At 41.5% G+C, this 20,974-nt stretch carries 20 protein-coding genes; 16 read left to right on the forward strand and 4 right to left on the reverse strand.

Going from position 1 to position 20,974, the window contains the following annotated elements:
- The first annotated feature begins 347 nt into the window (after positions 1-347).
- The 5 genes from F6J90_RS00005 to F6J90_RS00025 all read left to right on the forward strand — a co-directional run bounded on the left by F6J90_RS00005 (position 348) and on the right by F6J90_RS00025 (position 4,603).
- A complete protein-coding gene (locus F6J90_RS00005; protein WP_293090504.1) occupies positions 348-1,838 on the forward strand; it encodes a LicD family protein in 1,491 nt (496 codons plus the stop codon).
- A gap of 24 nt (positions 1,839-1,862) precedes the next feature.
- On the forward strand, positions 1,863-2,120 hold the full coding sequence (locus tag F6J90_RS00010) for an NTP transferase domain-containing protein (protein ID WP_293090505.1): 258 nt from the start codon (positions 1,863-1,865) through the stop codon (positions 2,118-2,120).
- Positions 2,121-2,171: 51 nt separating this feature from the next.
- The gene (locus F6J90_RS00015; RefSeq protein ID WP_070392275.1) at positions 2,172-2,933 is read left to right on the forward strand and encodes a sulfotransferase family 2 domain-containing protein; all 762 of its coding nucleotides are present in this window, start codon (positions 2,172-2,174) and stop codon (positions 2,931-2,933) included.
- Positions 2,934-2,950: 17 nt separating this feature from the next.
- Positions 2,951-3,787: a glycosyltransferase family 2 protein gene (locus F6J90_RS00020; RefSeq protein WP_293090506.1), complete on the forward strand. Its 837-nt coding sequence runs from the start codon at positions 2,951-2,953 to the stop codon at positions 3,785-3,787.
- A 153-nt stretch (positions 3,788-3,940) separates the two neighbouring features.
- Positions 3,941-4,603 carry a glycosyltransferase family 10 gene (locus F6J90_RS00025; RefSeq protein ID WP_293090507.1) on the forward strand — a complete coding sequence of 221 codons (663 nt, stop codon included), beginning with the start codon at positions 3,941-3,943 and terminating at the stop codon, positions 4,601-4,603.
- A gap of 3 nt (positions 4,604-4,606) precedes the next feature.
- Here the strand turns inward: F6J90_RS00025 and F6J90_RS00030 are convergent, their stop codons facing one another.
- On the reverse strand, positions 4,607-4,906 hold the full coding sequence (locus F6J90_RS00030; RefSeq protein WP_293090508.1) for a hypothetical protein: 300 nt from the start codon (positions 4,904-4,906) through the stop codon (positions 4,607-4,609).
- Between the two features lie 116 nt (positions 4,907-5,022).
- Here F6J90_RS00030 and F6J90_RS00035 point away from each other — a divergent pair, with 116 nt between their 5' ends.
- The 8 genes from F6J90_RS00035 (at position 5,023) to F6J90_RS00070 (ending at position 14,384) form a co-directional block, all read left to right on the forward strand.
- Positions 5,023-5,952, forward strand: coding sequence for a glycosyltransferase family 2 protein (locus F6J90_RS00035; RefSeq protein WP_293090509.1), 930 nt, complete (start codon positions 5,023-5,025; stop codon positions 5,950-5,952).
- Between the two features lie 226 nt (positions 5,953-6,178).
- Positions 6,179-7,159, forward strand: a complete 981-nt coding sequence (locus tag F6J90_RS00040) for a hypothetical protein (protein ID WP_293090510.1) — start codon at positions 6,179-6,181, stop codon at positions 7,157-7,159.
- Positions 7,160-7,218: 59 nt separating this feature from the next.
- Positions 7,219-8,109, forward strand: coding sequence for an alpha-1,2-fucosyltransferase (locus F6J90_RS00045; protein WP_293090511.1), 891 nt, complete (start codon positions 7,219-7,221; stop codon positions 8,107-8,109).
- Positions 8,106-9,167 (forward strand): glycosyltransferase, encoded by a 1,062-nt coding sequence (locus F6J90_RS00050; RefSeq protein ID WP_070392279.1) that lies wholly within the window; start codon positions 8,106-8,108, stop codon positions 9,165-9,167. Before F6J90_RS00045 ends, F6J90_RS00050 begins: the two co-directional genes overlap by 4 nt.
- Before the next feature lie 260 nt (positions 9,168-9,427).
- The gene (locus tag F6J90_RS00055; RefSeq protein WP_293090512.1) at positions 9,428-10,375 is read left to right on the forward strand and encodes a hypothetical protein; all 948 of its coding nucleotides are present in this window, start codon (positions 9,428-9,430) and stop codon (positions 10,373-10,375) included.
- Positions 10,376-10,383: 8 nt separating this feature from the next.
- On the forward strand, positions 10,384-11,403 hold the full coding sequence (locus F6J90_RS00060; RefSeq protein WP_293090513.1) for an STELLO glycosyltransferase family protein: 1,020 nt from the start codon (positions 10,384-10,386) through the stop codon (positions 11,401-11,403).
- Positions 11,404-11,450: 47 nt separating this feature from the next.
- Positions 11,451-12,527, forward strand: coding sequence for a glycosyltransferase (locus F6J90_RS00065; protein ID WP_293090514.1), 1,077 nt, complete (start codon positions 11,451-11,453; stop codon positions 12,525-12,527).
- Between the two features lie 921 nt (positions 12,528-13,448).
- Positions 13,449-14,384 carry a hypothetical protein gene (locus F6J90_RS00070; protein WP_293090515.1) on the forward strand — a complete coding sequence of 312 codons (936 nt, stop codon included), beginning with the start codon at positions 13,449-13,451 and terminating at the stop codon, positions 14,382-14,384.
- Here the strand turns inward: F6J90_RS00070 and F6J90_RS00075 are convergent.
- The gene (locus tag F6J90_RS00075) at positions 14,315-14,539 is read right to left on the reverse strand and encodes a hypothetical protein (RefSeq protein WP_293090516.1); all 225 of its coding nucleotides are present in this window, start codon (positions 14,537-14,539) and stop codon (positions 14,315-14,317) included. The genes F6J90_RS00070 and F6J90_RS00075 overlap by 70 nt on opposite strands.
- 523 nt (positions 14,540-15,062) lie before the next feature.
- On the opposite strand from F6J90_RS00075, the gene F6J90_RS00080 reads away from it, so the two are divergent.
- Both F6J90_RS00080 and F6J90_RS00085 read left to right on the forward strand, forming a co-directional pair.
- Complete coding sequence (locus F6J90_RS00080; RefSeq protein WP_293090517.1) at positions 15,063-16,238, forward strand: glycosyltransferase; 1,176 nt, start codon at positions 15,063-15,065, stop codon at positions 16,236-16,238.
- A gap of 92 nt (positions 16,239-16,330) precedes the next feature.
- The gene (locus tag F6J90_RS00085) at positions 16,331-18,409 is read left to right on the forward strand and encodes a tetratricopeptide repeat protein (protein WP_293090518.1); all 2,079 of its coding nucleotides are present in this window, start codon (positions 16,331-16,333) and stop codon (positions 18,407-18,409) included.
- Positions 18,410-18,659: 250 nt separating this feature from the next.
- Here the strand turns inward: F6J90_RS00085 and F6J90_RS00090 are convergent, their stop codons facing one another.
- A complete protein-coding gene (locus F6J90_RS00090) occupies positions 18,660-18,860 on the reverse strand; it encodes a hypothetical protein (protein WP_293090519.1) in 201 nt (66 codons plus the stop codon).
- A 94-nt stretch (positions 18,861-18,954) separates the two neighbouring features.
- Between F6J90_RS00090 and F6J90_RS00095 the strand changes: the two genes are divergently transcribed.
- Entirely contained in the window at positions 18,955-19,896 is a 942-nt protein-coding gene (locus tag F6J90_RS00095) for a polysaccharide pyruvyl transferase family protein (protein ID WP_293090520.1), read from the forward strand.
- Positions 19,897-20,067: 171 nt separating this feature from the next.
- Here F6J90_RS00095 and F6J90_RS00100 read toward each other — a convergent pair whose 3' ends face one another.
- The gene (locus F6J90_RS00100) at positions 20,068-20,913 is read right to left on the reverse strand and encodes an ABC transporter permease (protein WP_293090521.1); all 846 of its coding nucleotides are present in this window, start codon (positions 20,911-20,913) and stop codon (positions 20,068-20,070) included.
- Positions 20,914-20,974: the final 61 nt, after the last annotated feature.

The raw sequence follows: 20,974 nt of genomic DNA on the forward strand, positions 1-20,974 counted from the left end.
TGAGGTACAAATTTCTGGTTTTTAGGGAGCAGGGAGCAGGGAGCAGGGAGCAGGGAGCAGGGAGCAGGGAGCAGGGAGCAGGGAGCAGGGAGCAGGGAGCAGGGAGCAGGGAGCAGGGAGCAGGGAAGAGGGAAGAGGAACCCACCCCTAACCCCTCCCAGGAGGGGAAGGGAAGAGGGAAGAGGGAAAAAATAATGTGTACCTCATGAGTCCTAGAAACGCTATAAGTAATTTATATAAACATTAAACCCTTAGTAAAATAGAAATTTAAAAAATATTAATATTGCTAATAGTTACATTATCAAAAAAACTTTGTATATAGACGTTTTTTATTGGATAATCATAAGATGAATAAACCAGATAAAGCAATTGCTAATTCTCAAAAAGCTATTGATAGTCATGGTGAGCAGCCAGGTTGGTTATACCTAGCTTTAGGTTATGTACATTATAACAACAATCAATTAAATGATGCGATTTATAATTACAAAAAAATTATTGAAATCAACTCTAATCAACCCAGCTTTATCTATAAAAGACTGGGGAATGCTTTAGAAATTCAAGAAAGATTATCAGAAGCAATTTCAATTTACAAAAAAGGAATCAGAACTAATCCAGAGCATCCTGAGCTTTATATTTGTTTAGGGGATAGTTACGCAAATTTAGAGCATGTCGAAAAAGCTATAACAACCTATTCTAAAGCTATAAGCCTGCGAGATAAAAATCCTCAATTCTCTGGTTTTTTAGACGTTGAAGCAATTTTATCATCTTATTCAAAAGCAATAGAATCAACGTGTCTAGAGAAGTTTTATTACCATATAGGTAAAGCATTGAGTTATAGGCAAAATCTAAATCAAGCTGCAAAATTTTATAGGAAGGCTATTCAGATTAATCCTGAAATGTCGGCGGTTTACCAAAATTTAGGTGGTGTTGCTGCACAGCAAGGTAATTGTGAAGAGGCGATCGCCTTTTACATTAAGGCTATTAAGTCTGATCCAGGGAATGAGGAGTTCCATAATGAACTGTGGTGGTACTTATTATCTATCCCTATCGCACTACAGAAATTGGAAAAAATCGATAACCTTGCTACAAACATAGTGCAAGTAGCAAATGAGACCAAAACCATGAACCAGTCTAATATAGCGCCTTTAGAATCTGATCATGGTGATTCTCTCAAAAATAGCCCACTCTTCTCAAACTTAATGGCTAATTATGAAAGAACTATCCAGTTGGCAACTCGCTCAAGTGAGACTATTTCAGCGAAAGACATGGTAGTGGTTCTTGCTAAAAAAAATAAAGCGATACATTTAAGGCTTTGGCAGCAATTTAAATTTATAAATTCTCTACTTAGGGAGCATGATATCAATTATTGGGCTATTGATGGCACCCTAATGGGTGCTATTCGACATCAAGGTTTCATCCCTTGGGATAACGATATTGATATTGAGATGAAAGAATCAGATCTAAATCGACTTTTATCTTTAGAATATCTACTCAATCAACATGGATGTTATTTGAAAAAAATTTCTAAAAATTATTATCAAATTGCCGACAATTTTGACCTTTTTATATATGAACAAAGAAAATGGGCATCTCAAGGTTGCTATTACACATCTCTAGATGAGCATGAAATATTCCCTTTGCGAAAATTTAAATTCTGTGACTTTGAGATTTATGCTCCCCATAAAGCAGACGAATATCTGAAAAGGGCTTACGGAAATGATTGTCTGCAAAGATGCCGAATTTGGAATACTCATTTAAACAATTATTTTAAACCTGGCCATGATCCAGAAAGGTATGTCTTGAGCATTGATGATGTTAATAAGATATTGAAAATATGACTATAGCTTTTTAGTTTTATAAAAATGGCAATCAATAGTAATAATTTCAGAGCAATTATCTTAGCGGCTAGTTATGGAAGGCGGATGCGGCCCTTGACTAACCATACTCATAAAGCATTATTACAGTACGGTGAAAAGACAGTTTTGCAACGGATCATAGATGCTCTGCTGTATGCTCATATTGATTGTATAACCATCGTTACAGGTTATCCCAAATTGCGGATAAAACTAGAAGACATTTACTTGAATTACTGGCACTTGAGCAACCAATCATCATTCTGACTCCAACCATAACAACTATATTAACAACTAGATTGCAGACGGGAGCTGAGTATGCTAAGCAACGCTTTTTATTTCATTCAGAAGATGGCGATTAATATAGGAGTTATACCATCAGAGTGGTTCTGTTTCTCTGAATATGACCCACGGAAGTTCTATGTATTCGCGGATCGAAGGCTAGTTTTTATAGAAGTTCCCAAAGTTGCCAGTACCTCCATTTTGTACGCAATTGGCAAGGCTTATCAAGTCGAGTTCCAGCATTTCATACATAATGATCCGTTTTGGCATATTGAACGAGACAGGTTAAACCCGCAACAGCAAGAGTTTTACAAATTTGCCTTTGTGCGAAATCCTTTTGATAGATTAGTCTCTTGTTATAAGAATAAACTAATTCAGGTGCGCCACCAGACTAAGTTTAATCCTGGTAGATATTTATTCGAGGGGTATATTCCTTTGGATGCTACTTTTGATGAATTTGTCAAAATCATTACCAAAATTCCTGACTATCTTGCTGAGAAACATTTTAAATCTCAGTACGCCATTTTGTCCCATGGGGGAAAGTTATTGCCTGATTGGATAGGGCGTTTTGAAACCTTAGCGGATTCCTGGGCAGAAATCGCTCAGAAATATGGTTTTGAACAGGACTTACCAAAATTAACATCAACTGAGCACCTCAAGAATACACCACCAGATTACCGAGCATACTACACAAAAGAATTGGCCGAGATGGTTTCCAGACGGTATAGAAAAGATCTGGTGTTATTTGGATACACCAAGGCTTACCAAGAACTCTGGGATTTTTTAGACAACAAGTAACAGAGAAATTACTAGAGATGGAAGAAATCACTTACCTCATTGCCAACTATAACAACGGTAAGTATATCACAGATTGCCTCAACTCCCTCCACCAACAAAGCTCTCCTAATTGGCGTGCTATCATCGTTGATGATCAAAGCACGGATAATTCGATACAGATAATAAATTCGCAACTTACTGAAAAAATTAAATTCTTAAAAAACGAGCAAAATATTGGTTATACACCCACGCTCATCCGCTTAATTGAACAGGCTACCACCGATATCGTGGGCATTTTAGATCCCGATGATGCACTGTACCCAGAGGCAACAGAACTCGTTTTGCAAGCTTATTGTGAGTATCCTGAGGCGGGTTTTGTCTACACCAACCAAGATTATTACAATGAAGAGTTAACAGCCAAAATCGGGTCATATCTTTCATCTGCCATCCCATCAGGCCGCACGAGTTTGATGCATGGAGTGGGTGCCATGAGAACCTTTCGACGCTCGGCATATGCCAAAAGTACGGGGCTTGATCCAAGCATCTTGTATGCCGAAGATCGGGATTTAGTCTACAAAATGGAGGAGGTGACACCCTTTGTTTTTGTTGATCTAGCACTATATAAATATCGTTATGTGCCAAATTCACAAAGCCATAACCCACAAAAACGCAGACTCGGAGACAAAAATCATCGTCGTGCGTATCGTAACGCCCTAGCTCGCCGCCAAATTACTGGGCGGCGTAAAATTGGCCATTTGCTGTGGCTATACAGCCACCAGTTGTTACGTGGACAATTCCCAGGGAGACTCAAAGGGATTGTCAGTTGCTGCTTGCCCTATATAGACCGAATTGCATTCTGTCTAGCAGCGAGCTAATCAGAATGTATGAAAAAATCAGTTTTATTGCTTTGGAAAACCCTTATGGCGAGGCGCATTGGCACCAACCACTCAAAGACAGAGGAAAAATCCAATTTATGACGGGGTTAAGGATTAGGGTCAAGCAAACTAGATTTGGAGGAGGAAGATCAGATGACGTTAGTTCGCATTATTGCAAACTGGGATTGGCCTGATCTATTACGACAAAGCCCAAATCATAGTGGCATCTGGGAAGGAATAAAGTTTACCTTAGAACCTGTCGAAGAGTGCGATTATGTCATCGTCTTAAATGGAGCTAGTAAAACCACCACCATCAACTGTCCCCCAGAACATATCTGGTCGATGGTTCAAGAACCACCCACTGAATTTAGAAAGCCTTGGCATGTCAATCCGTCTTACTCTTTTCGCATGTTCACCACCGATGTGGACCTAACAGGGTCACAGTATATCCATAGCCAACCCGCTTTGCCTTGGCATATCAATCAAGATTATGATTTTCTGGCTTCTTTTAAAGCACCTGAGAAAACCCAGCAACTATCTTGGATTACCAGTGGACAAAGAGTATTGAAAGGGCATCGTGTCCGGATGTATTTTTTAGAGCAGATTCAAGGAAAATTGGATTTCGATCTGTGGGGACGGGACTTTAATCCGATAGATGATAAATGGGATGGTTTGGTTTCTTATCGCTATTCTTTAGCCATTGAAAACTATAGCAACCCTTTGTACTGGAGTGAAAAGCTAGCCGATTGCTATTTAGCATGGTGTATGCCCATTTATTATGGCTGCACGGGGATTACCGATTATTTCCCCCCCTAGAGCTTAATCCAAATCGACATTAACCAGCCAGATGCTGCGGTGGAGAAAATTAAGGAGGCTATAGCCAGCAACCCTTGGCAGCAGAATCTGGACGCCATTGCATACGCACGGGAACTCATCCTCAAGCGATACCAGTTCTTCCCTTTTATGGTGTGCCAGATTCGTCACTTTCAAGCCACCTATGGCTCCTTTTTCCAAAAGCAGCCAGTAACGATTGCGCCCCGGGAAATCAAAGAAAGGCTTTGGCCAAGAGGGGTGCGAAACAGCAAAAATTATAGCACTACGCATTAAGCTGTTTGACATTGATACAAGCTGAAAAGCTTTTGTAGTAAACTTTTGCCTTTTGCCTCTTGCCTCTTGCCTCTTGCCTTGCGCGTAGCGCTATAACTTGTTAATTTACCATGTCTGGGAGGAAAACCTTGATCTCCGTCATTATTTGTACCTATAACCGAGCCGATTTGCTCACCGATGCTTTACACACCGTTTGCCAGCAGACCCTTGAGCACTCCGAATACGAAGTTATTGTGGTCGATAACAACTCAACTGATCAGACGGCTACCGTAAGCCAGTCATTTGTGGCACGCTACCCCCATGTACGTTACTGCTTCGAGCCGCAACAAGGGCTTTCTCATGCCCGTAATCGGGGCTGGCATGAGGCAAAGGGCGAGTATGTGGCTTATATTGATGATGATTGTAAGGTACCAGAAGGGTGGTTAGCGGTTGCTAAAGAGGTGATTGAGGGCGTATCACCCACAGTGTTTGGTGGACCTTCTTTTGCTTTCTACAACACGCCCAAGCCAGCTTGGTACAAGGATATCTATGGCTCTAATTTTCCTTATTCCCAAGCACAGCACCTAGAAAGAGCAGAAGTCCTCTATGGCTCAAATCTTTTTTTGCGGCGCAACTTGTTTGAATGCATTGGAGACTTCGATCCAAAATTAGGCATGAGCGGCCAAAAGATTGGTTATGGGGAAGAAACGGAGTTACTCCACCGTATCTGTGCCACCATGCCACAGGCCGTGATTTATTATGAGCCAAGGTTGTGGCTCTACCACTTGGTGCGCTCCGAAAAGATGAGCTGGCACTGGATTATTTCCGCCCGTTTTGCCCAAGGGCGTAACTGTTATTTCGTTTATCCGCCTTCCAACTCAAAGCTGATATTTATTATAGTACAAGTTGTCAAGTACAGTTTACTTTTACTCTTTAGCGTGCCCTTTGGCTTGCTGTTTCGGTCTCGAAAGCAATACCATTATTTCGATAATTTTTTATATGAAGTCATCTGTAATGATATTGAAACATTGGGTAAGCTTTATGAGCAATCTCGACAACTCATTCTGTGCCAAGGGTGAAGCGGTGTAAGCATTTATATCATGTCCGGTTGAATACTTACACTCTAGCCGAATCGAAGGCAGAAGGCAGCTATGCTGAAGGCAGAAGTAAAGGAGTAAGGTTTAATCGGAGATGGTTTTTTATCACTAATTATCCGAACATAATATTAGTATCTGTACTCTCATTTAATGTGGATGGGATAGGCAATCACGGCTCAACTTATCCAGAAAGCTAGGATGGCATTGTTTGCCCCAAGTTGGTATGGCATTATCAACCTACAACGAAATGAACATCCTCGCTGCAAGCAGCGGAGTATCACTTCACGATTGCTCACACCCTAAGCGGTTTGCTATTGTTCCACAGTACCCTGCGAGGGTTGTTGTTCACAGACACAGCAAGCTGCGGGGAATCAGACCCAAAGAGCTTGAAGAAGGACTTCAAATGGAAAATCGATATAAAGTTGGATTATTAATAATTTGCACCGGAAAATACCATCGCTTTATGGAGGGATTATATGAAAGTGCATCTAAGTTTTTTATGAATAATCATGATGTGACCTACTTTTTTTTTAGTGATCAAGATGATATGAAGCAATATCAAAATATGAAAATTATAAAAATCCCACATCTACCTTGGCCACTGATAACCCTAATGCGCTATCACTTTTTTGATCAGTACCGAGCAGTGTTGAGCGACATGGATTTTCTCTTTTGCTGTGATGTAGATATGCGTTTCGTTTCCCTGTGTTGCGACGAGATTCTGCCCAACACGTCATCGGGCTTGGTAGGAGTAGATCATCCCGGCTATTGTTTGATGCCGCGCCTGAAATCAAAATTTGATCGTCTATTAGAAAATCATCTATTAAAAAAAATTGGCATAACTCCTCGAATTACAAACAAACGCCTACGGGGCACCTATGAAACGAACCCTATCTCTACTGCTTATATAGCTCCCGATCAGGGCGAGGTTTATTACGCTGGTGCATTCAATGGTGGACGCACGGATGCATTCTTGACCATGTGCCATTATATCAAACAGAATGTAAATCAGGATCTTAGCAAGAATTATATTGCCGTTTGGCACGACGAAAGTCATCTTAATCGCTATTTTATCCATCATCCACCGAAAACTTTGTCACCGAGCTACTGTTACCCGGAATCATGGAATTTGCCATTCCCAAAAATTCTTTTGGCTTTGGATAAAAATCATCACGAAATTCCTCGATAAGTACCTACTCCATCTGTTGAGAGAAAGTAGTGGCATAGGTTCCAATGAAAGGTAAGTGCATGGGCGTTGTTATCGTGAGATTGAGTGGTGGATTGGGCAATCAGATGTTTCAATATGCAATCGGACGTAAAATAGCCCTCGTTAATAATGTTCAAGTGAAGCTAGATATTTCATCGTTTGACCATGATCTACTTCGCACGTACAACTTGTATTGGTTTCAGATTAAACAAGCTTTTGCTAGCTCGGAAGAATTGGCAGCACTCAAGTCATTAAGACAAACAAAAGAGTCGAATCCAGTTATTCTTCGCTTAAGACAAGTAATGAAGCGGTTTGCAAGCTGGAAGGTTTTCAGGGAAGAGCAGTTGATGCCATTTCACCCAAATATCATGACTAGCTCTGACAAGATTTATTTAGACGGCTACTGGCAAAGCGAGAAGTATTTTTTGGATATTGAAGATGTTATTCGGCGTGAGTATACATGTAAATATGAGCCAAATGCTCAGAGTAAAAAAATAGCCGAAATGATAGCAAATAGTCACTCCGTTAGCATTCATGTTAGAAGAGGTGATTATGTCTCGAATCCAGGGACTAACCAATTACACGGTACCTGTAGTTTGACTTATTACCAGCAATGCGTCGAGCAGATTGCTAAAGAAGTGCTTCATCCGCATTTCTTTGTTTTCTCTGATCACCCTATTTGGGTAAAAGAAAATCTATGTTTGGACTACCCTATGACATTTGTCACCCATAATAACCATCTTAGAGATTATGAAGATTTGTGGCTGATGTCTCATTGCCAGCATCACATTATTGCCAATAGCAGCTTTAGCTGGTGGGCAGCTTGGCTCAATCCAAATTTGAATAAGAAAGTGTTTGCCCCGAAGAAGTGGTTTAACGACCCTCGTTTAGATACACGAGATTTACTCCCTGACAATTGGATCAAAGTATGAGTCAAATAACCGAGACGCCACTGGTTAGCGTCCTAATGCCAGTTTACAACGGTACCTTATATTTACGTGAGGCCGTTGATAGCATATTGAGTCAAACCCTCACCAATTTTGAATTTATCATTGTTGATGATGGCTCAACAGACGAAACTCCTAGGATTTTGGATAATTACAATGATCCACGCATTGTTAGAGTTACCAATCAAAGCAATCTGGGAATCGTCGATTCGCTAAATCGTGGGTTGAAGATGGTGCGGGGGAAATATGTGGCTCGGATGGATGCAGACGATATTAGCTTGCCAGAGCGCTTAAGGCAACAGGTCCAATTTTTGGAAGAACATCCAGAGATAGGAATTTTGGGGACTGCCATTACCATCTTGTTTGACGAAACAAATAGGTCCGAGAGTACAGACTGCTATTACCCTAGCCAGCCCGGTATTGTTCGTTGGAACCTCTTTTTTAATAATTCTCAAACCGTTGCCCATCCAACAATGATGGTTCGGCGAATAATTTACGAACAATTAAAAGGGTATGACACTACTTTTGTCCATGCGGAGGATTATGATTTCTTGTTGAGGGCTTGTTTTCACACAGAGATCACGAATTTGCCAAATATTCTGTTGCATTATCGAAGACATGGTCGAAATGTTAGCTATATCCATCGTCAAGCACAAGCCAAAAACGCGATCCTTGCCCAGCGGAAAACACTTTGCGCTTTCTTATCTCAAGAACTCTCCTTTGAAACCACTCATGCTTTGCATGTTCATCAATGGAAGGCAATCAACCTGGCAGAAACCCTTAACGTGGCTAAGTTACTCTCCCAACTTTATCGAACTTGTATAAGTTCATTCAGGTTGACTCAAAGTGAAAGAGAGAAAATCCAGCATGATGTACTGCAAGGGCTAAAGAAGTTGGCATTAACACGGAAGGTAGGACAAAAGCAAATGCTTTCAATAAAACTATGGTGGATATGGCTCATGATCTACTTTTATAAAGATAACGGTCAGGGTAATTGCATCTCAATCGAGCTCCAAAATGCTGTAACACTTCCTAAAACTTGATCATCTTCTGAGCTCACAAAAGCACACCAATTGATTGGTCTTGCACCGGTTCGGCGTTTATGATCTAGGGCTTTACTGAGAAGAGGGGCGTCCATTACCTCCTCCAACTCACCTGCTCAGTCCCGATCAACTACGACTAACACCTGAGTCACCCTCCCCACACTCCCCTTAATTATGGGTATTGAACCAGACTTGATATTACAGGCACCTGGCTTGTCGCCTTCCATCATTATGGAAACAGTTGTCATAGGATCATCAAGATGTCGTTAAAAGTGTGTTTGCTGGTGATTTATAATCACAAATTTACTAAAAATGTTCCCAAAATTGAGAAGCTGTATGGCCACAGATTTGAACATATTTACCATCTGATGCCTTTTTATCAGGGAAACGCGAACAATATTATCCCTGTATTTGAATCATCGGCTTGTTTTCAGGGCTATATTGCTCAAGCCCAATCTCGTCTTCCCGCGAGTGATTATTATGTATTCATTGGGGATGATGTACTCCTACATCCCGACTTAAACGCTCAAAATTTGATTGAAACATTGGGGTTAAATCCAGATTCAGGATATATCAAGTTCCTGATACCTCTGGAAAAAGTCTCTTTTGGTTGGTATCACAAGCTAGACGTGATACGCAAATACATAGCCAATTCTGCGTGGGTGACCTATCGAGATGAAATTCCATCCTTGGCGATGGCTATTGCTATCCTGCAAGCCAAGCAAATAGAAATAACTGGTCGCTTATCTGTGGGAAATTTGCTAGCCCATAGCTTCTTTCCTATGATTCGACGTGAATACCGAGAGTACTACTATGAACCTTGGCGATTTCTGGAGGCTTTACTATTTTTATTGAAAAATCGGTCAAACCTTAAAATGCCATATCCGCTCCTCAATGGATATTCTGATTTTATTGTCGTTCCAGCCAGTGTCTTCGAGAAGTTTTCTCATTATTGTGGGGTCTTTGGGGCGATGGATTTGTTTGTGGAGGTGGCGATTCCCACCGCGTTGGCCTTGAGTTGTCCGAAGGTCGTGACCGAAGCGGATACGGCTTGGCATGGTTATGAGATGTGGAATGTACCAGAAAAGGCTGCCTTTACAGATAAAGCCCAATCTTACAATTATGAGATTTCTAGGTTGTTCGAGTCATATTTCACACCAGATTTGCTGTATGTCCATCCCGTTAAACTATCCCAGTGGAAGGTATAGAAGTTCTTATGACGAAAAAGTATATTATTGTTACCACAATTAATGATAAAACAGAAGGTATTAGTCATTTTGAACAATTTCAAGATTGGCATATTGTCTTAGTAGGTGACTGCAAGACACCTGCCATCGACTCATCAGCAAATCTGACTTTTCTATCGGTTAGCGAACAAGAAAAGTTAGGATATGAGTTGGTTAAGCACTGCCCATATAATCACTACGCTCGCAAAAATATTGGTTATTTGTATGGGATTCAAGCAGGGGCAGAGGTGATTTATGACACCGATGATGACAACTGGCCTACCCAGAGTTGGGGAATCTACGATTTTTATGGCCACAGGCAATATGTGACCGAACAAAAATTTGTAAACATCTATCGTTATTTCACAGAAAAGCTAGTTTGGCCGCGAGGGTACCCTTTAGATGAAATCCAGCATCAGACCGAGCATCAGCTTCTTAATACCGAGCCTGTCTCGATTGGGGTTTGGCAGGGGTTGGTCGATTTAGACCCTGATGTGGATGCTATTTACCGCTTGATCATCGGTGAAAACATTACCTTTGCCAAGAATAGCTCTGTGTTTTTGGGAAAGGAGCAATATTGTCCCTTCAATTCACAAAACACATTTTGGCATAGAGATGCCTTTCCTTACCTTTATCTGCCTTCAACTACAAGCTTCCGGTTTACCGATATATTGCGTGGATATATTGCCCAAAAACTAATGTGGAACCAAGGTATATATCTCGGATTTCAGCCTGCTGACGTTTACCAAAAGCGCAATCCACACGACCTGATGACAGATTTCAAGCAAGAAGTAGAATGTTACCTTGGGGTCAAAGCAATTGTAGCTTTGCTGGACACACTGGAATTGGCAGAAAATCCCCTTGAAAATTTGCAAGTAGTCTACACATCTTTGGCAGAGGCTGGATTTGTTACCGCACTGGAGGTCTCGATTTGCCAAGCGTGGTTAAATGATTTGACCCGCATTCTTGAAAACAGGGACAACTATTACATCAAAGAGGGGGCTGCTTGAAACCGATCAAAATTCTTCTAGTACAGTGCGAAATCGACAATTGGCGAGTGGCACGGCCATGGTCATATAATGTCCATGTTGGTTGGGAAGTGGGATTCCATGCCAACAACGTCCAGTTCTTGACAATCTTGACGCCGTGGATATCACTGGCAAAAGAGATCGTTGGAGAGCAGCGTTTTGATCAAGTGTGGATCAATGATTTGCTGTGGATCAACGATTTGCTGATCTCGCCTAGACACGGGGGTGACATTAGCGAAGCGCAATTGGCGATGCTTGCCACTTTAGCGCCCGTCCGTGTGGGCTTGCTCACGGAGTCGGTTTACGATTACACGGATCAAGAAATGGCCGTACACCCACACTTGCAACGCAGACAAGCAGTGGTTGAGAAATTTTTGCCTTATTTAACCCATGTGGTAGCTTATGATGAAGCTGATGTGGCAAAGGTAGAATACGGTTCAGGGCTGCCTTGTATGTGGTCTCCCAGCCCTGTGGTGGGCAGCTTGATTCACGAAGATGTACCACCACCTACCTACAATCAAGCATTTTTTAGTGGGGGTGTCCATCATGGACGACAGATGTGGCTGAAGCACCCTCTTCTGCAACAGCATTTCAGTCGTCTAAGTTCCCCTGATCAGGGCACACTGTATGCACAAGTCTTCGATTGCTTACACAGCCGTCCTGTACGTTGTCTGATCCAAAATCCTCTTGCCCTTCCTTTTTATTATGTCTATCTAAATGCGGTACGTCGCATCCGCAAACGCAGCTATATACGCTGGCTGCGCGGGTTACAGTTGGGTGTGGCAGTTGTCAATCTGCCCCACTTTGTCAAGTCCTACACACCTCGTGTGATTGAGGGTATGGCTGCTGGACGACCTGTACTTTCTTGGGAGATTCCCAATCGACCGCGTAACAAAGCACTTTTTGAAGATGGAAAAGAGATTTTACTCTTTAATACCCCAGATGAACTGGCTGCTCATATTCAGCGCTTGCAATCAGATGCTCTTTTTGCCCAACAAATCACAGAGAATGCCCGTCGGCGTATTCGTAAATTTCACACTACGGACAAGCGCGTACAACAAATTTTGAAGTGGATTCAAACTGGAAAAGAGCCAATTTATCAGTAAATGACTCCTCCCCTCAAAAAGGGCTTGAAACACCTTTATTGGGAATTCTATAATACTTTACCGATGCGCTATCTGCGGACAGATCAATTTCGCACTTATCATCCCATTATAAAAAAACTTGACTCAATTGTCAAGGCATCGCAAACTACCAAAAAGCCATTGAGCTGTAAGCATATGCGCTACGCGCACGCTGCTTGAGGTGCCGTCAGCCGTCAGCCGTGAGCACCTCAAGTAGCGTGGCCAACGGCCAAGGCTCACGCTGCTTGAGGTGCTTTCCATAACTCAGATTAAACTTTTGCTTACTTGTTTTCTTGATGCAAAGCGCGAGTGGGAGAAACCCCACTGGCTATTGCATCAATACAGGTAAAAGAGTTTTAGGTTTTTTTTAATAAAAGGTCTTTAAATGCGGGACAGCTTAGTCCTCTTGAAAAGACTTGATTTACTCGCTGTGGGAGTTTAATCCCTGGTGGATTATTGGGATTAGTGCAAGATTTCAATAAAGGATTAATGCGATCGCGTTTTTCAGTGTGCTCCCCTCAGGGATGGATATATTTTTTCTCTCAGGGATGGATATATTTTACTTAAAATTTATCAAAAAACACTAGTTTTACTCAGTTTCTTGATAAGTTCTTTATAAGAACTTTCCAGTTTTTTCATAAACTAATAGTGATGTATACTGCAGCCAAAAAAAAGCGCGATTAGGCTTGAGTCAGTCTCAAGCTCTATGAAGACAGGGAAAAATGTCCTGACGGATGGGCCCTTAACCTGCATCTACCAAGAGCTTCCACAGGTCTTTCTCTCCAGCAGTATTTTGACTAACGGCAGCTTGCCATTAAGGATATAAGCTTGATAGACAGAGACTTATCTGCCTGAATGCTAAAGATAAAAATTACTCAACACTAAAATCAACTGAATTTAAACATGAAAATAGCTTGTGCTGCCTCTTATTTCAACTTTTTCGACAACGAAGAAAGATATGAATGTTACCTTAAATTTCGTAAACATATTGAGAAATGCCGATTATTTCTCTTAACCGTTGAAATTCAGTTATCTGACAAGCCATTCCATTTGAGTCACCTGGATAATGTGATTTGCCTCAAAACTAATCACGTTAAATTTCATAAAAACAATGCTTTAAATATAGCCACACAGAAACTAATCGAACTTGGTTATGACCTGATCATTAGATGTGATGCCGACATCGAATTTACTGACCTTAATTGGTCAGAACAATTAGCACCAGCTCTTAGAGAAAACCAAATTATTCATTGCTGCAGTTTGCTTAAGCAAGAATATAGTGAAAACAAGTGGCGTACTCGCAAGTCAATTGTTAAAGCATATCTTGATGGTAAGCATCAAAATTATTCAGATGGTGGTGCTTGGGCATTTAGAAAAGATTTTTTTGAACTTGTTGGTTATTGGGATGATGTCCTTAATGCTACCAATGTAACCCCTTTTTTCCATCTCCTACCACAGGTGATTAAAGACAGATTTTTAATGTTAAATGATGAGTCCAAGAGATATCAAGAATATCTGATAAAAATCCAGAATTATGTCAAAAATATATCTTTTATGAACCAAACAGTTGTCATGTACAATCACGCCAAAACTCTGTCTCGTCGAAAGCTAGATATAGACAGGGTTTCTCAGCTAAATGACATTAAATTTGATTTCAAAAAGGATACCTATTATGATGATTTTGGAGTGGTTCAATTTACCCCAAACAATCAACAAGCTATCTTAGCCATTAAGGAGTTTATCAAACTCAGAGAATTGCCCGATGTGACTTACTCAATCAACCACCAGGATGGCTTCGATATGATCAAGGCAAGATTATCACTAAACCCGAAAAAATAACTGATAATTAACTTATTTATAGCGGTTTGCAATTGGGTGAGGTACAAATTTTTGGGTTTTAGGGAACAGGGAACAGGGAACAGGGAACAGGGAAGATAAAAGAGGGAACAGGGAACAGGGAACAGGGAACAGGGAAAAAATTCTGTGTACCTCATTAGGCTATAAACCGCTATATTTATTGTTGGCTTTATAATTGGTTGATTTAGGGTATGTTCAACTCGGAAACTGTAGTCAATCAACTCAAATAAATTATTGCCACAGAAGTAGATGCCAATCTTGAGGTAGAATATATTGATTAAAATGCCTTTATATTTGAGAATAAATTAGGACTTAATTAGGGTAACTTATACAAAAAATTAAGTTGATTTACCATATATTTTTTCCTTAAAATTTATGACTATAATCTCAGTCAATATATTTTTATGGTATCACTATTTTATCGAATTTAATTGCTAACTAATAAAAAAGTATTTACAGACAGCATTAACGTAGCCATTGCAATATATAGCATTTGTTAATCTAATGAGGTACACATAATTTTTACCCTCCCTCTTAGCTCTTACGTCTTCTGAATTCACTGCTCCCTACTCCCTACTCCCTGCTCCCTACTCCCTCAAAATATGTACCTCACCTAATTTAAAACCGCTATAGCTATTCAAATTGACAGAGTAACTAACCATGCCCAAACCCTTGACTATTGTTCATATAATTCCAGAACTAAATCTAAAGGGTGGAGGAGTTAACACCTTCCTTAAAACCCTGATTTACTGTCTTGTTGATAAGCAAAATAAAAATATTATTAAAAATATTATTGTTACGAATCAGTCAGACGAGTCAGATAGAAAAGATTTTCAAGCTCTGGGAACTCCTGTATTCAGTAGGTTAATGGCTTCTCAATTAGATCAAGGTAAGCCACTCGAAATCATCCAATGGATGACTCAGATACTCAAGCAACTTCAGCCTGATCTCGTTAATACCCATTTATTTTGGGCAGATACCCTTGGTAGACAAGCTGCTGTCAGTGCTGGTGTTCCGGTAATTATTACTAGGGAGTGCAACGTAAACCTTAATGAAACTGCAAAGCATAGGAAGATTAAGCGTGATCTCGCTAACATCACTGACTGCATAATTTGCAATGCGGAAGCTGTTAGAAAATATGCTGAAGAAGTTGAAGGAATTCCTCCTCATTCCCTGGAGGTTATTCATAATGGTGTGCTTATTGAAAAATATGAATGTGACTGTAGTTATGACCACCAAAAACCAGTGGAATTTGTTTATGTTGGTAGACTAGAGCCACAGAAGAATCCTCTAATTCTCATCAATGCATTTGCTGCCATCATTGTTGATTACCCTGATTGTCGCTTATCAATTATTGGGGATGGCAGCTTAAAGGAAGAATGCCTCAATCAGGTAAAAACCCTGGGATTGTCTGAATCTGTTAGGTTTTTAGGCTACAATAAAAAGCCGTGGGATTGGGTGAATCCAGGAAGCGTATCCATTCTTACCTCGAGTTTTGAAGGTTTGCCCAATGCAGTTTTAGAAGCTATGGCTGCAGGAATTATTTGCATTGTGCCTAACCTGGCAGTAATGAAAGAAATCGCTAAGGCCGGTTCAGAATTAATAATCTATGAAGTTGGTAATCAAAACAAGCTAATAGAGGCAATGAAATTATTGCTGGAGATGACGCCAGAGGAAAAGTTGCTGATGATTCGAACAGCACGAACCAGAGTAGAACAAGATTTTGATGCCCATAAAATGGCAGATAAATATCTCAATTTATATCAGACTATTTATCGCAACAAAGTATTAACTAAGCATACAGCCGATAAGGTACGCGGAAGCAGCGGCTATTAAATCCTATTGATTGGAACCTATTGAGATAGTTAAGTGAGATAGTTAAGCGATCGCGTTTTCCCCCCTGAGTTTTTACCTGACATTAATTAAAAATGGCATCCTCCAATCCCAAACAATCCGGTGTTAATCCTTCGAGCCAAACCCAGTCTGAAACAAAACTTTCAGATTTCCCGAAAGCTGCTGGGACTAACGCCAAATTAAAAGATCAGGCTCCTCCGGTTAACCCTGTCCAACATAACGAAAACCTACCCCTTTCCTGTGCCCAAGAACGGGTGAGGCTAACCCTGCCTCAACTTTCAACAGAAATCTATCATCAACTGCGACTCTACACTCTTGCATGGAAAGGTAAACGGGTCAGACCCAAATCCTTGATCGTGGGCATGAACACCAATGGGTCTAAACAGCCCTTATTCTGGTGCTTGCAGGGGTTTAGAGAACTCAGTCAACTGGCGAAGTATCTAGGTTTTGACCAGCCTATCTACGGCATGCGCTCGGGGCACCTGATCATGAAATATACCCAAAAGAACATTCAAGCCTTAGCAGCTCACTACCTCGGGGAAATCCTAGCCGTGGAGCCAGATGGTCCTTACCTATTGGGAGGAAATTGTCAAAGTGCATCGATCATCTTTGAAATTGCCCAACAACTTATTTCTCAAGGCAAAACCGTGACTTTACTTTGTCTGGTCGAAAGATTCATCCCCCGACCCTATCCTGGTCCGATTGCCCTGTTGTTTGGTCGTCAGAGTAAGTTTAACCCCTACAAATTCTTCCGCAACCCAGAACTAGGCTGGAGCAAATTCTATCCAGGAGAACTCTATGTTGACCTAGTTCCTGGTCGTCATGGGGAGTTCTTCAATGAACCCAAGATTCAGGTTAATAAACCCAAGATTCAGGTTTTGGTGGAAAAAGTGCAGTATTACATTGAGAAAACTCAGTCACAGCCAACTCCACCCCAGTTGCCCCTCAATCAGACCAAATATCCCTTACTACCCAACCATGCCTATCGCGCCCAGCTGACGGCTCCCACATCTCTCGTCGCTCTCCCTGGTCAGACTCTGGTAATTGAGGTCAAAGTCAAGAATCTCTCCTCCCTGACTTGGCTTGAGACCGCTAAGAGTGGCATCCGAGTCGGGAATCACTGGTTAGATCACAATGGCAAAGTCCGACAGTGGTCTGATGGCCGAGTAGACTTGGGTTCGGATTTGCCCCCCGACTCAGAAATTGAACTGTTCTTGGAGGTGACCACACCCATGGCTGAGGGTCACTACTGTTTAGAACTGGATCTGGTGGAAGAGGGGATAACTTGGTTCAAACACAAAGGTTCCAAGACCACAACAGTTCAGGTGAGTGTCAATCCTGACCCAGACGAGATCACCAAAGAGGAAGCCAATTCTGAGGTCTATCGCCGCCGAGGTGACTCAGCCTTTGAGAAAGGGGATTTCGAAACCGCCATCCTCAACTACCAAAACGCCCTTCAACTCTCACCGTCTGGACCAGTTGAAGTTTATAAAAACCTAGGAGATGCTCTGAGCCAGAAACAGAAGTTCTCCGAAGCCATAACTGCCTATACCGAAGCTCTTAAGTTACAGCCAGATCATGAACAGGTCTATTTTAGGCTGGGTTCGGCTCAGTTGATGCAACAGGATCTAAACGGAGCAATTGCCAGTTACCAAAAAGGGATTGAGCTGTCTGTCGAACAGGCTTGGATGTACCGAATCCTCGGGCAAGCTTTCCAGTACCAAGGAAACTTAGAGTCGGCGATCGCTACCTATACTAAAGCGATCGCATTACAACCAGACCATGCCATCACCTACATCCTATTGGGGAATGCCCACCTTTTAGCTGACCATCTCGAGCTCGCCATGGCTAACTATAACAAAGCGATTCAGTTACAGCCAGACCAACCAGGGGCTTATCACTGCTTGGGGAATGCTCAGCTCCAAGCTAAAGATGTAGAAAACGCGATCGCTTCTTATCACAAAGCCATTGCTTTGAATCCCGAATATTTTCCAGCCTACAAAAGCCTGGGAGACCTGTTCAAGGAGCTTAAGAAATTAGACGAAGCGATCGCGGCTTACGACAAAGCCCTGAAATTACAGCCGAACAATCGGGATGTGGCTTCCAGTAAAGATAGGCTGATGTGGCGCAAAAAACTCCAGAGTCGTGCTTAACCCAGGGAGCAATTGGATCTGGCTATAACCTGAGGGGGTGACAATAAGGGTAAAAAGGAAACCGGGTGTAGGGTGTGACGCAACAGTGATTGACTGCTGATGAAGTTGTTTCAGTAGTGCTAAGTCATCAATAATATTAATGCGATCGCTAAACTGTTCTGGGACAACTTTCTTTAAATCCCGTCTCCAAAACTTATATGACTGACTCCTGAGCATTTTTCAGCATTCCATCTCCCTCAAAACCCGTAATTTATGGCATCCGATTTTGCTCCTGAGTAGGCTTTAGTTCAATTCTAAAATCACCCTCCAGTTCTTCCGGTAACACCATCATCCACTCAATTAGCCTGAATAATCTCATTTTTACTATAACCCCGTTCGGATCTGTATCCAGTGATTCATAGCTCTGTGACCAGTTAATGTTACCATGAGCTTGGGGGAAAAACCATGCCATAAATGGCTCAAAGTAATTATCTCATGAAAATGCTATAGATAAATAAAATAAGGCAAGCATTGATTCACCTAATCAATGAAAGGGGATAACAGTAATGAAACTCTTCTACTACCAATACTCACCCAAACGATTCCCTGGTGGTATCAATAACTTTGGAGATGACCTAAACCCTTGGTTATGGCAACAGTTAATCCCTAACTTACTAGATGACGATGAAAGCACCGCCTTTGTTGGAATCGGTACCCTCCTAAATAATTTACTCCCCAAGCGTTTACCCAATGCTCGCCGAATCATCATTTTTAGTACCGGAGTCGGTTATGAAAAATTACCAAAACTCCAAGATTCCTGGACAATTTACTGTGTAAGAGGACCCCTCTCAGCAAAAGCCTTAGACATTTCCCCTCAATTAGCCGTTACCGATGGAGCAGTGCTAGTCAGACGACTCTTCCATCCAACCAGTCAAAAAATCCATCAATTTGCCGTTATGCCCCATGCTAAATCTGCCAGATATGGCGGTCAAGCCTGGCATCAAATCTGTGAACAAATCGGCTTTAAGTATATTGACCCTCGTTTGCCTGTCGAGCAAGTATTATCTGCTATCAGCAAAACCAACATCTTACTAACAGAAGCCATGCATGGAGCAATTGTAGCCGATGCCCTACGAATTCCCTGGATTCCCATCTGCACTAATCCAAGTATCTTGGCATTTAAATGGCAGGATTGGTGCTTATCCGTTGGTTTGAAATACCAACCCCAATATATCATGCCTCTGTGGGATTTATATCCTAGAACAGCACGGGGAATTCGTTCCTCAATCCGTTATGCTAACTTTTGCTTCAATTGGCTCAAACAAGATCAGTTGCATTCAGTCAAGACACTTTGGGGTGAAAAACAACAATTAATCGCCACTCAACTATTCAGAATCGCTCAAACTACCTCTCCCTACTTAAGTAATGATCATCGGATCGAACAACTTACCACTGAATTGGAAGAAAGGTTAGATAAATTGAAATCAAGGATGAATTATCAAAGATGAATTATAAATTTTGGGGTTGCTGAACTAAGGAATGGAATAATATAATGGAATAATATAAAGTAACCTTGTATCAGTTATAAATTCCCGATTCCCGATTCCCGATTCCCAATTCCCGATTCCCGATTCCCGATTCCCGATTCCCGATTATTACCGATTCCCGATTCCCCATTATTACCGATTTTCCACACTCCGATAACGGAGCCATTCAGCTATAAAAGCAACTGCACCTGATACCAGGATTAGCAAAACACTAAGAGCATTTATATCTGGCTTAACACCAGTGCGGATGCGGCTAAAGATTTCCATGGGTAGGGTAGTTGCACCAGTCCCAGCCGTAAAACTAGAAATCAGAAAATCATCCATACTTAGGACAAAAGATAATAAACAACCGGCAATAATCCCTGGCATCAATTCCGGTAGTAATATTTTTATAAAAGCTTGTAGGGGCGTTGCTCCTAAATCAAGGGCTGCTTCTTCTAGGTGAGGGTCAAGCTGGGTGATACGGGAGGAAACAACAATGGCAATATAAGCCAAACAGAAAACTATATGAGCTGCTATGATAGTCCACAGACTAAGAGGAATAGCCATAACTGCCAAAAAGATTAGAGTTGCTACTGCGATCGCAATATCTGGGATAATCAGGGGTAAGTAGGATATCCCTCGATACAAGCGTTTCCCTGGAAACTGGTAACGGGCTAAACCGACTGCCATCATGGTACCCAATACCGCAGAAATTCCTACTGCCACTAGCGCTACCGTGAGACTATTGAATAGTGCTGTCCTTACACTCTCGTCCTGCCATAGTTTTAGGTACCACTTAAAAGTGAATCCCTGCCACTGGGCGCTGTATTTAGAGTCATTGAAGCTATAAAACGTCAGTACCAGCAGGGGTAGGTACATATAAAAGAACATCACCAGGGAGAAAATACCTTGCCAAGAAACCCGGAGTTTTGGTTGAGAGTTTACCATGTCTAGGGGAAGCTCCTCCTGCTGATGGTAGAGTTGCTCATTAGTCATTCGTCAATGGTTAATTTTAATGATTAATAGTTAATGGTTAATTAATATCAAGTTTCTAGTT

This window comes from Moorena sp. SIOASIH (assembly GCF_010671925.1).
GTDB lineage: Bacteria > Cyanobacteriota > Cyanobacteriia > Cyanobacteriales > Coleofasciculaceae > Moorena.

Excerpts from the sequence above, each read along its gene's own strand:
- F6J90_RS00070 (WP_293090515.1), top strand. The coding sequence starts at position 13,449 with ATGAAAATAGCTTGTGCTGCCTCTTATTTCAACTTTTTCGACAACGAA.
- F6J90_RS00060 (WP_293090513.1), top strand. The coding sequence starts at position 10,384 with ATGACGAAAAAGTATATTATTGTTACCACAATTAATGATAAAACAGAA.
- F6J90_RS00100 (WP_293090521.1), bottom strand. The coding sequence starts at position 20,913 with ATGACTAATGAGCAACTCTACCATCAGCAGGAGGAGCTTCCCCTAGAC.
- F6J90_RS00015 (WP_070392275.1), top strand. The coding sequence starts at position 2,172 with ATGCTAAGCAACGCTTTTTATTTCATTCAGAAGATGGCGATTAATATA.
- F6J90_RS00085 (WP_293090518.1), top strand. The coding sequence starts at position 16,331 with ATGGCATCCTCCAATCCCAAACAATCCGGTGTTAATCCTTCGAGCCAA.
- F6J90_RS00080 (WP_293090517.1), top strand. The coding sequence starts at position 15,063 with ATGCCCAAACCCTTGACTATTGTTCATATAATTCCAGAACTAAATCTA.
- F6J90_RS00055 (WP_293090512.1), top strand. The coding sequence starts at position 9,428 with ATGTCGTTAAAAGTGTGTTTGCTGGTGATTTATAATCACAAATTTACT.
- F6J90_RS00030 (WP_293090508.1), bottom strand. The coding sequence starts at position 4,906 with ATGTCAAACAGCTTAATGCGTAGTGCTATAATTTTTGCTGTTTCGCAC.
- F6J90_RS00050 (WP_070392279.1), top strand. The coding sequence starts at position 8,106 with ATGAGTCAAATAACCGAGACGCCACTGGTTAGCGTCCTAATGCCAGTT.
- F6J90_RS00005 (WP_293090504.1), top strand. The coding sequence starts at position 348 with ATGAATAAACCAGATAAAGCAATTGCTAATTCTCAAAAAGCTATTGAT.
- F6J90_RS00025 (WP_293090507.1), top strand. The coding sequence starts at position 3,941 with ATGACGTTAGTTCGCATTATTGCAAACTGGGATTGGCCTGATCTATTA.
- F6J90_RS00095 (WP_293090520.1), top strand. The coding sequence starts at position 18,955 with ATGAAACTCTTCTACTACCAATACTCACCCAAACGATTCCCTGGTGGT.
- F6J90_RS00090 (WP_293090519.1), bottom strand. The coding sequence starts at position 18,860 with ATGGCATGGTTTTTCCCCCAAGCTCATGGTAACATTAACTGGTCACAG.
- F6J90_RS00010 (WP_293090505.1), top strand. The coding sequence starts at position 1,863 with ATGGCAATCAATAGTAATAATTTCAGAGCAATTATCTTAGCGGCTAGT.
- F6J90_RS00075 (WP_293090516.1), bottom strand. The coding sequence starts at position 14,539 with ATGAGGTACACAGAATTTTTTCCCTGTTCCCTGTTCCCTGTTCCCTGT.
- F6J90_RS00020 (WP_293090506.1), top strand. The coding sequence starts at position 2,951 with ATGGAAGAAATCACTTACCTCATTGCCAACTATAACAACGGTAAGTAT.
- F6J90_RS00045 (WP_293090511.1), top strand. The coding sequence starts at position 7,219 with ATGGGCGTTGTTATCGTGAGATTGAGTGGTGGATTGGGCAATCAGATG.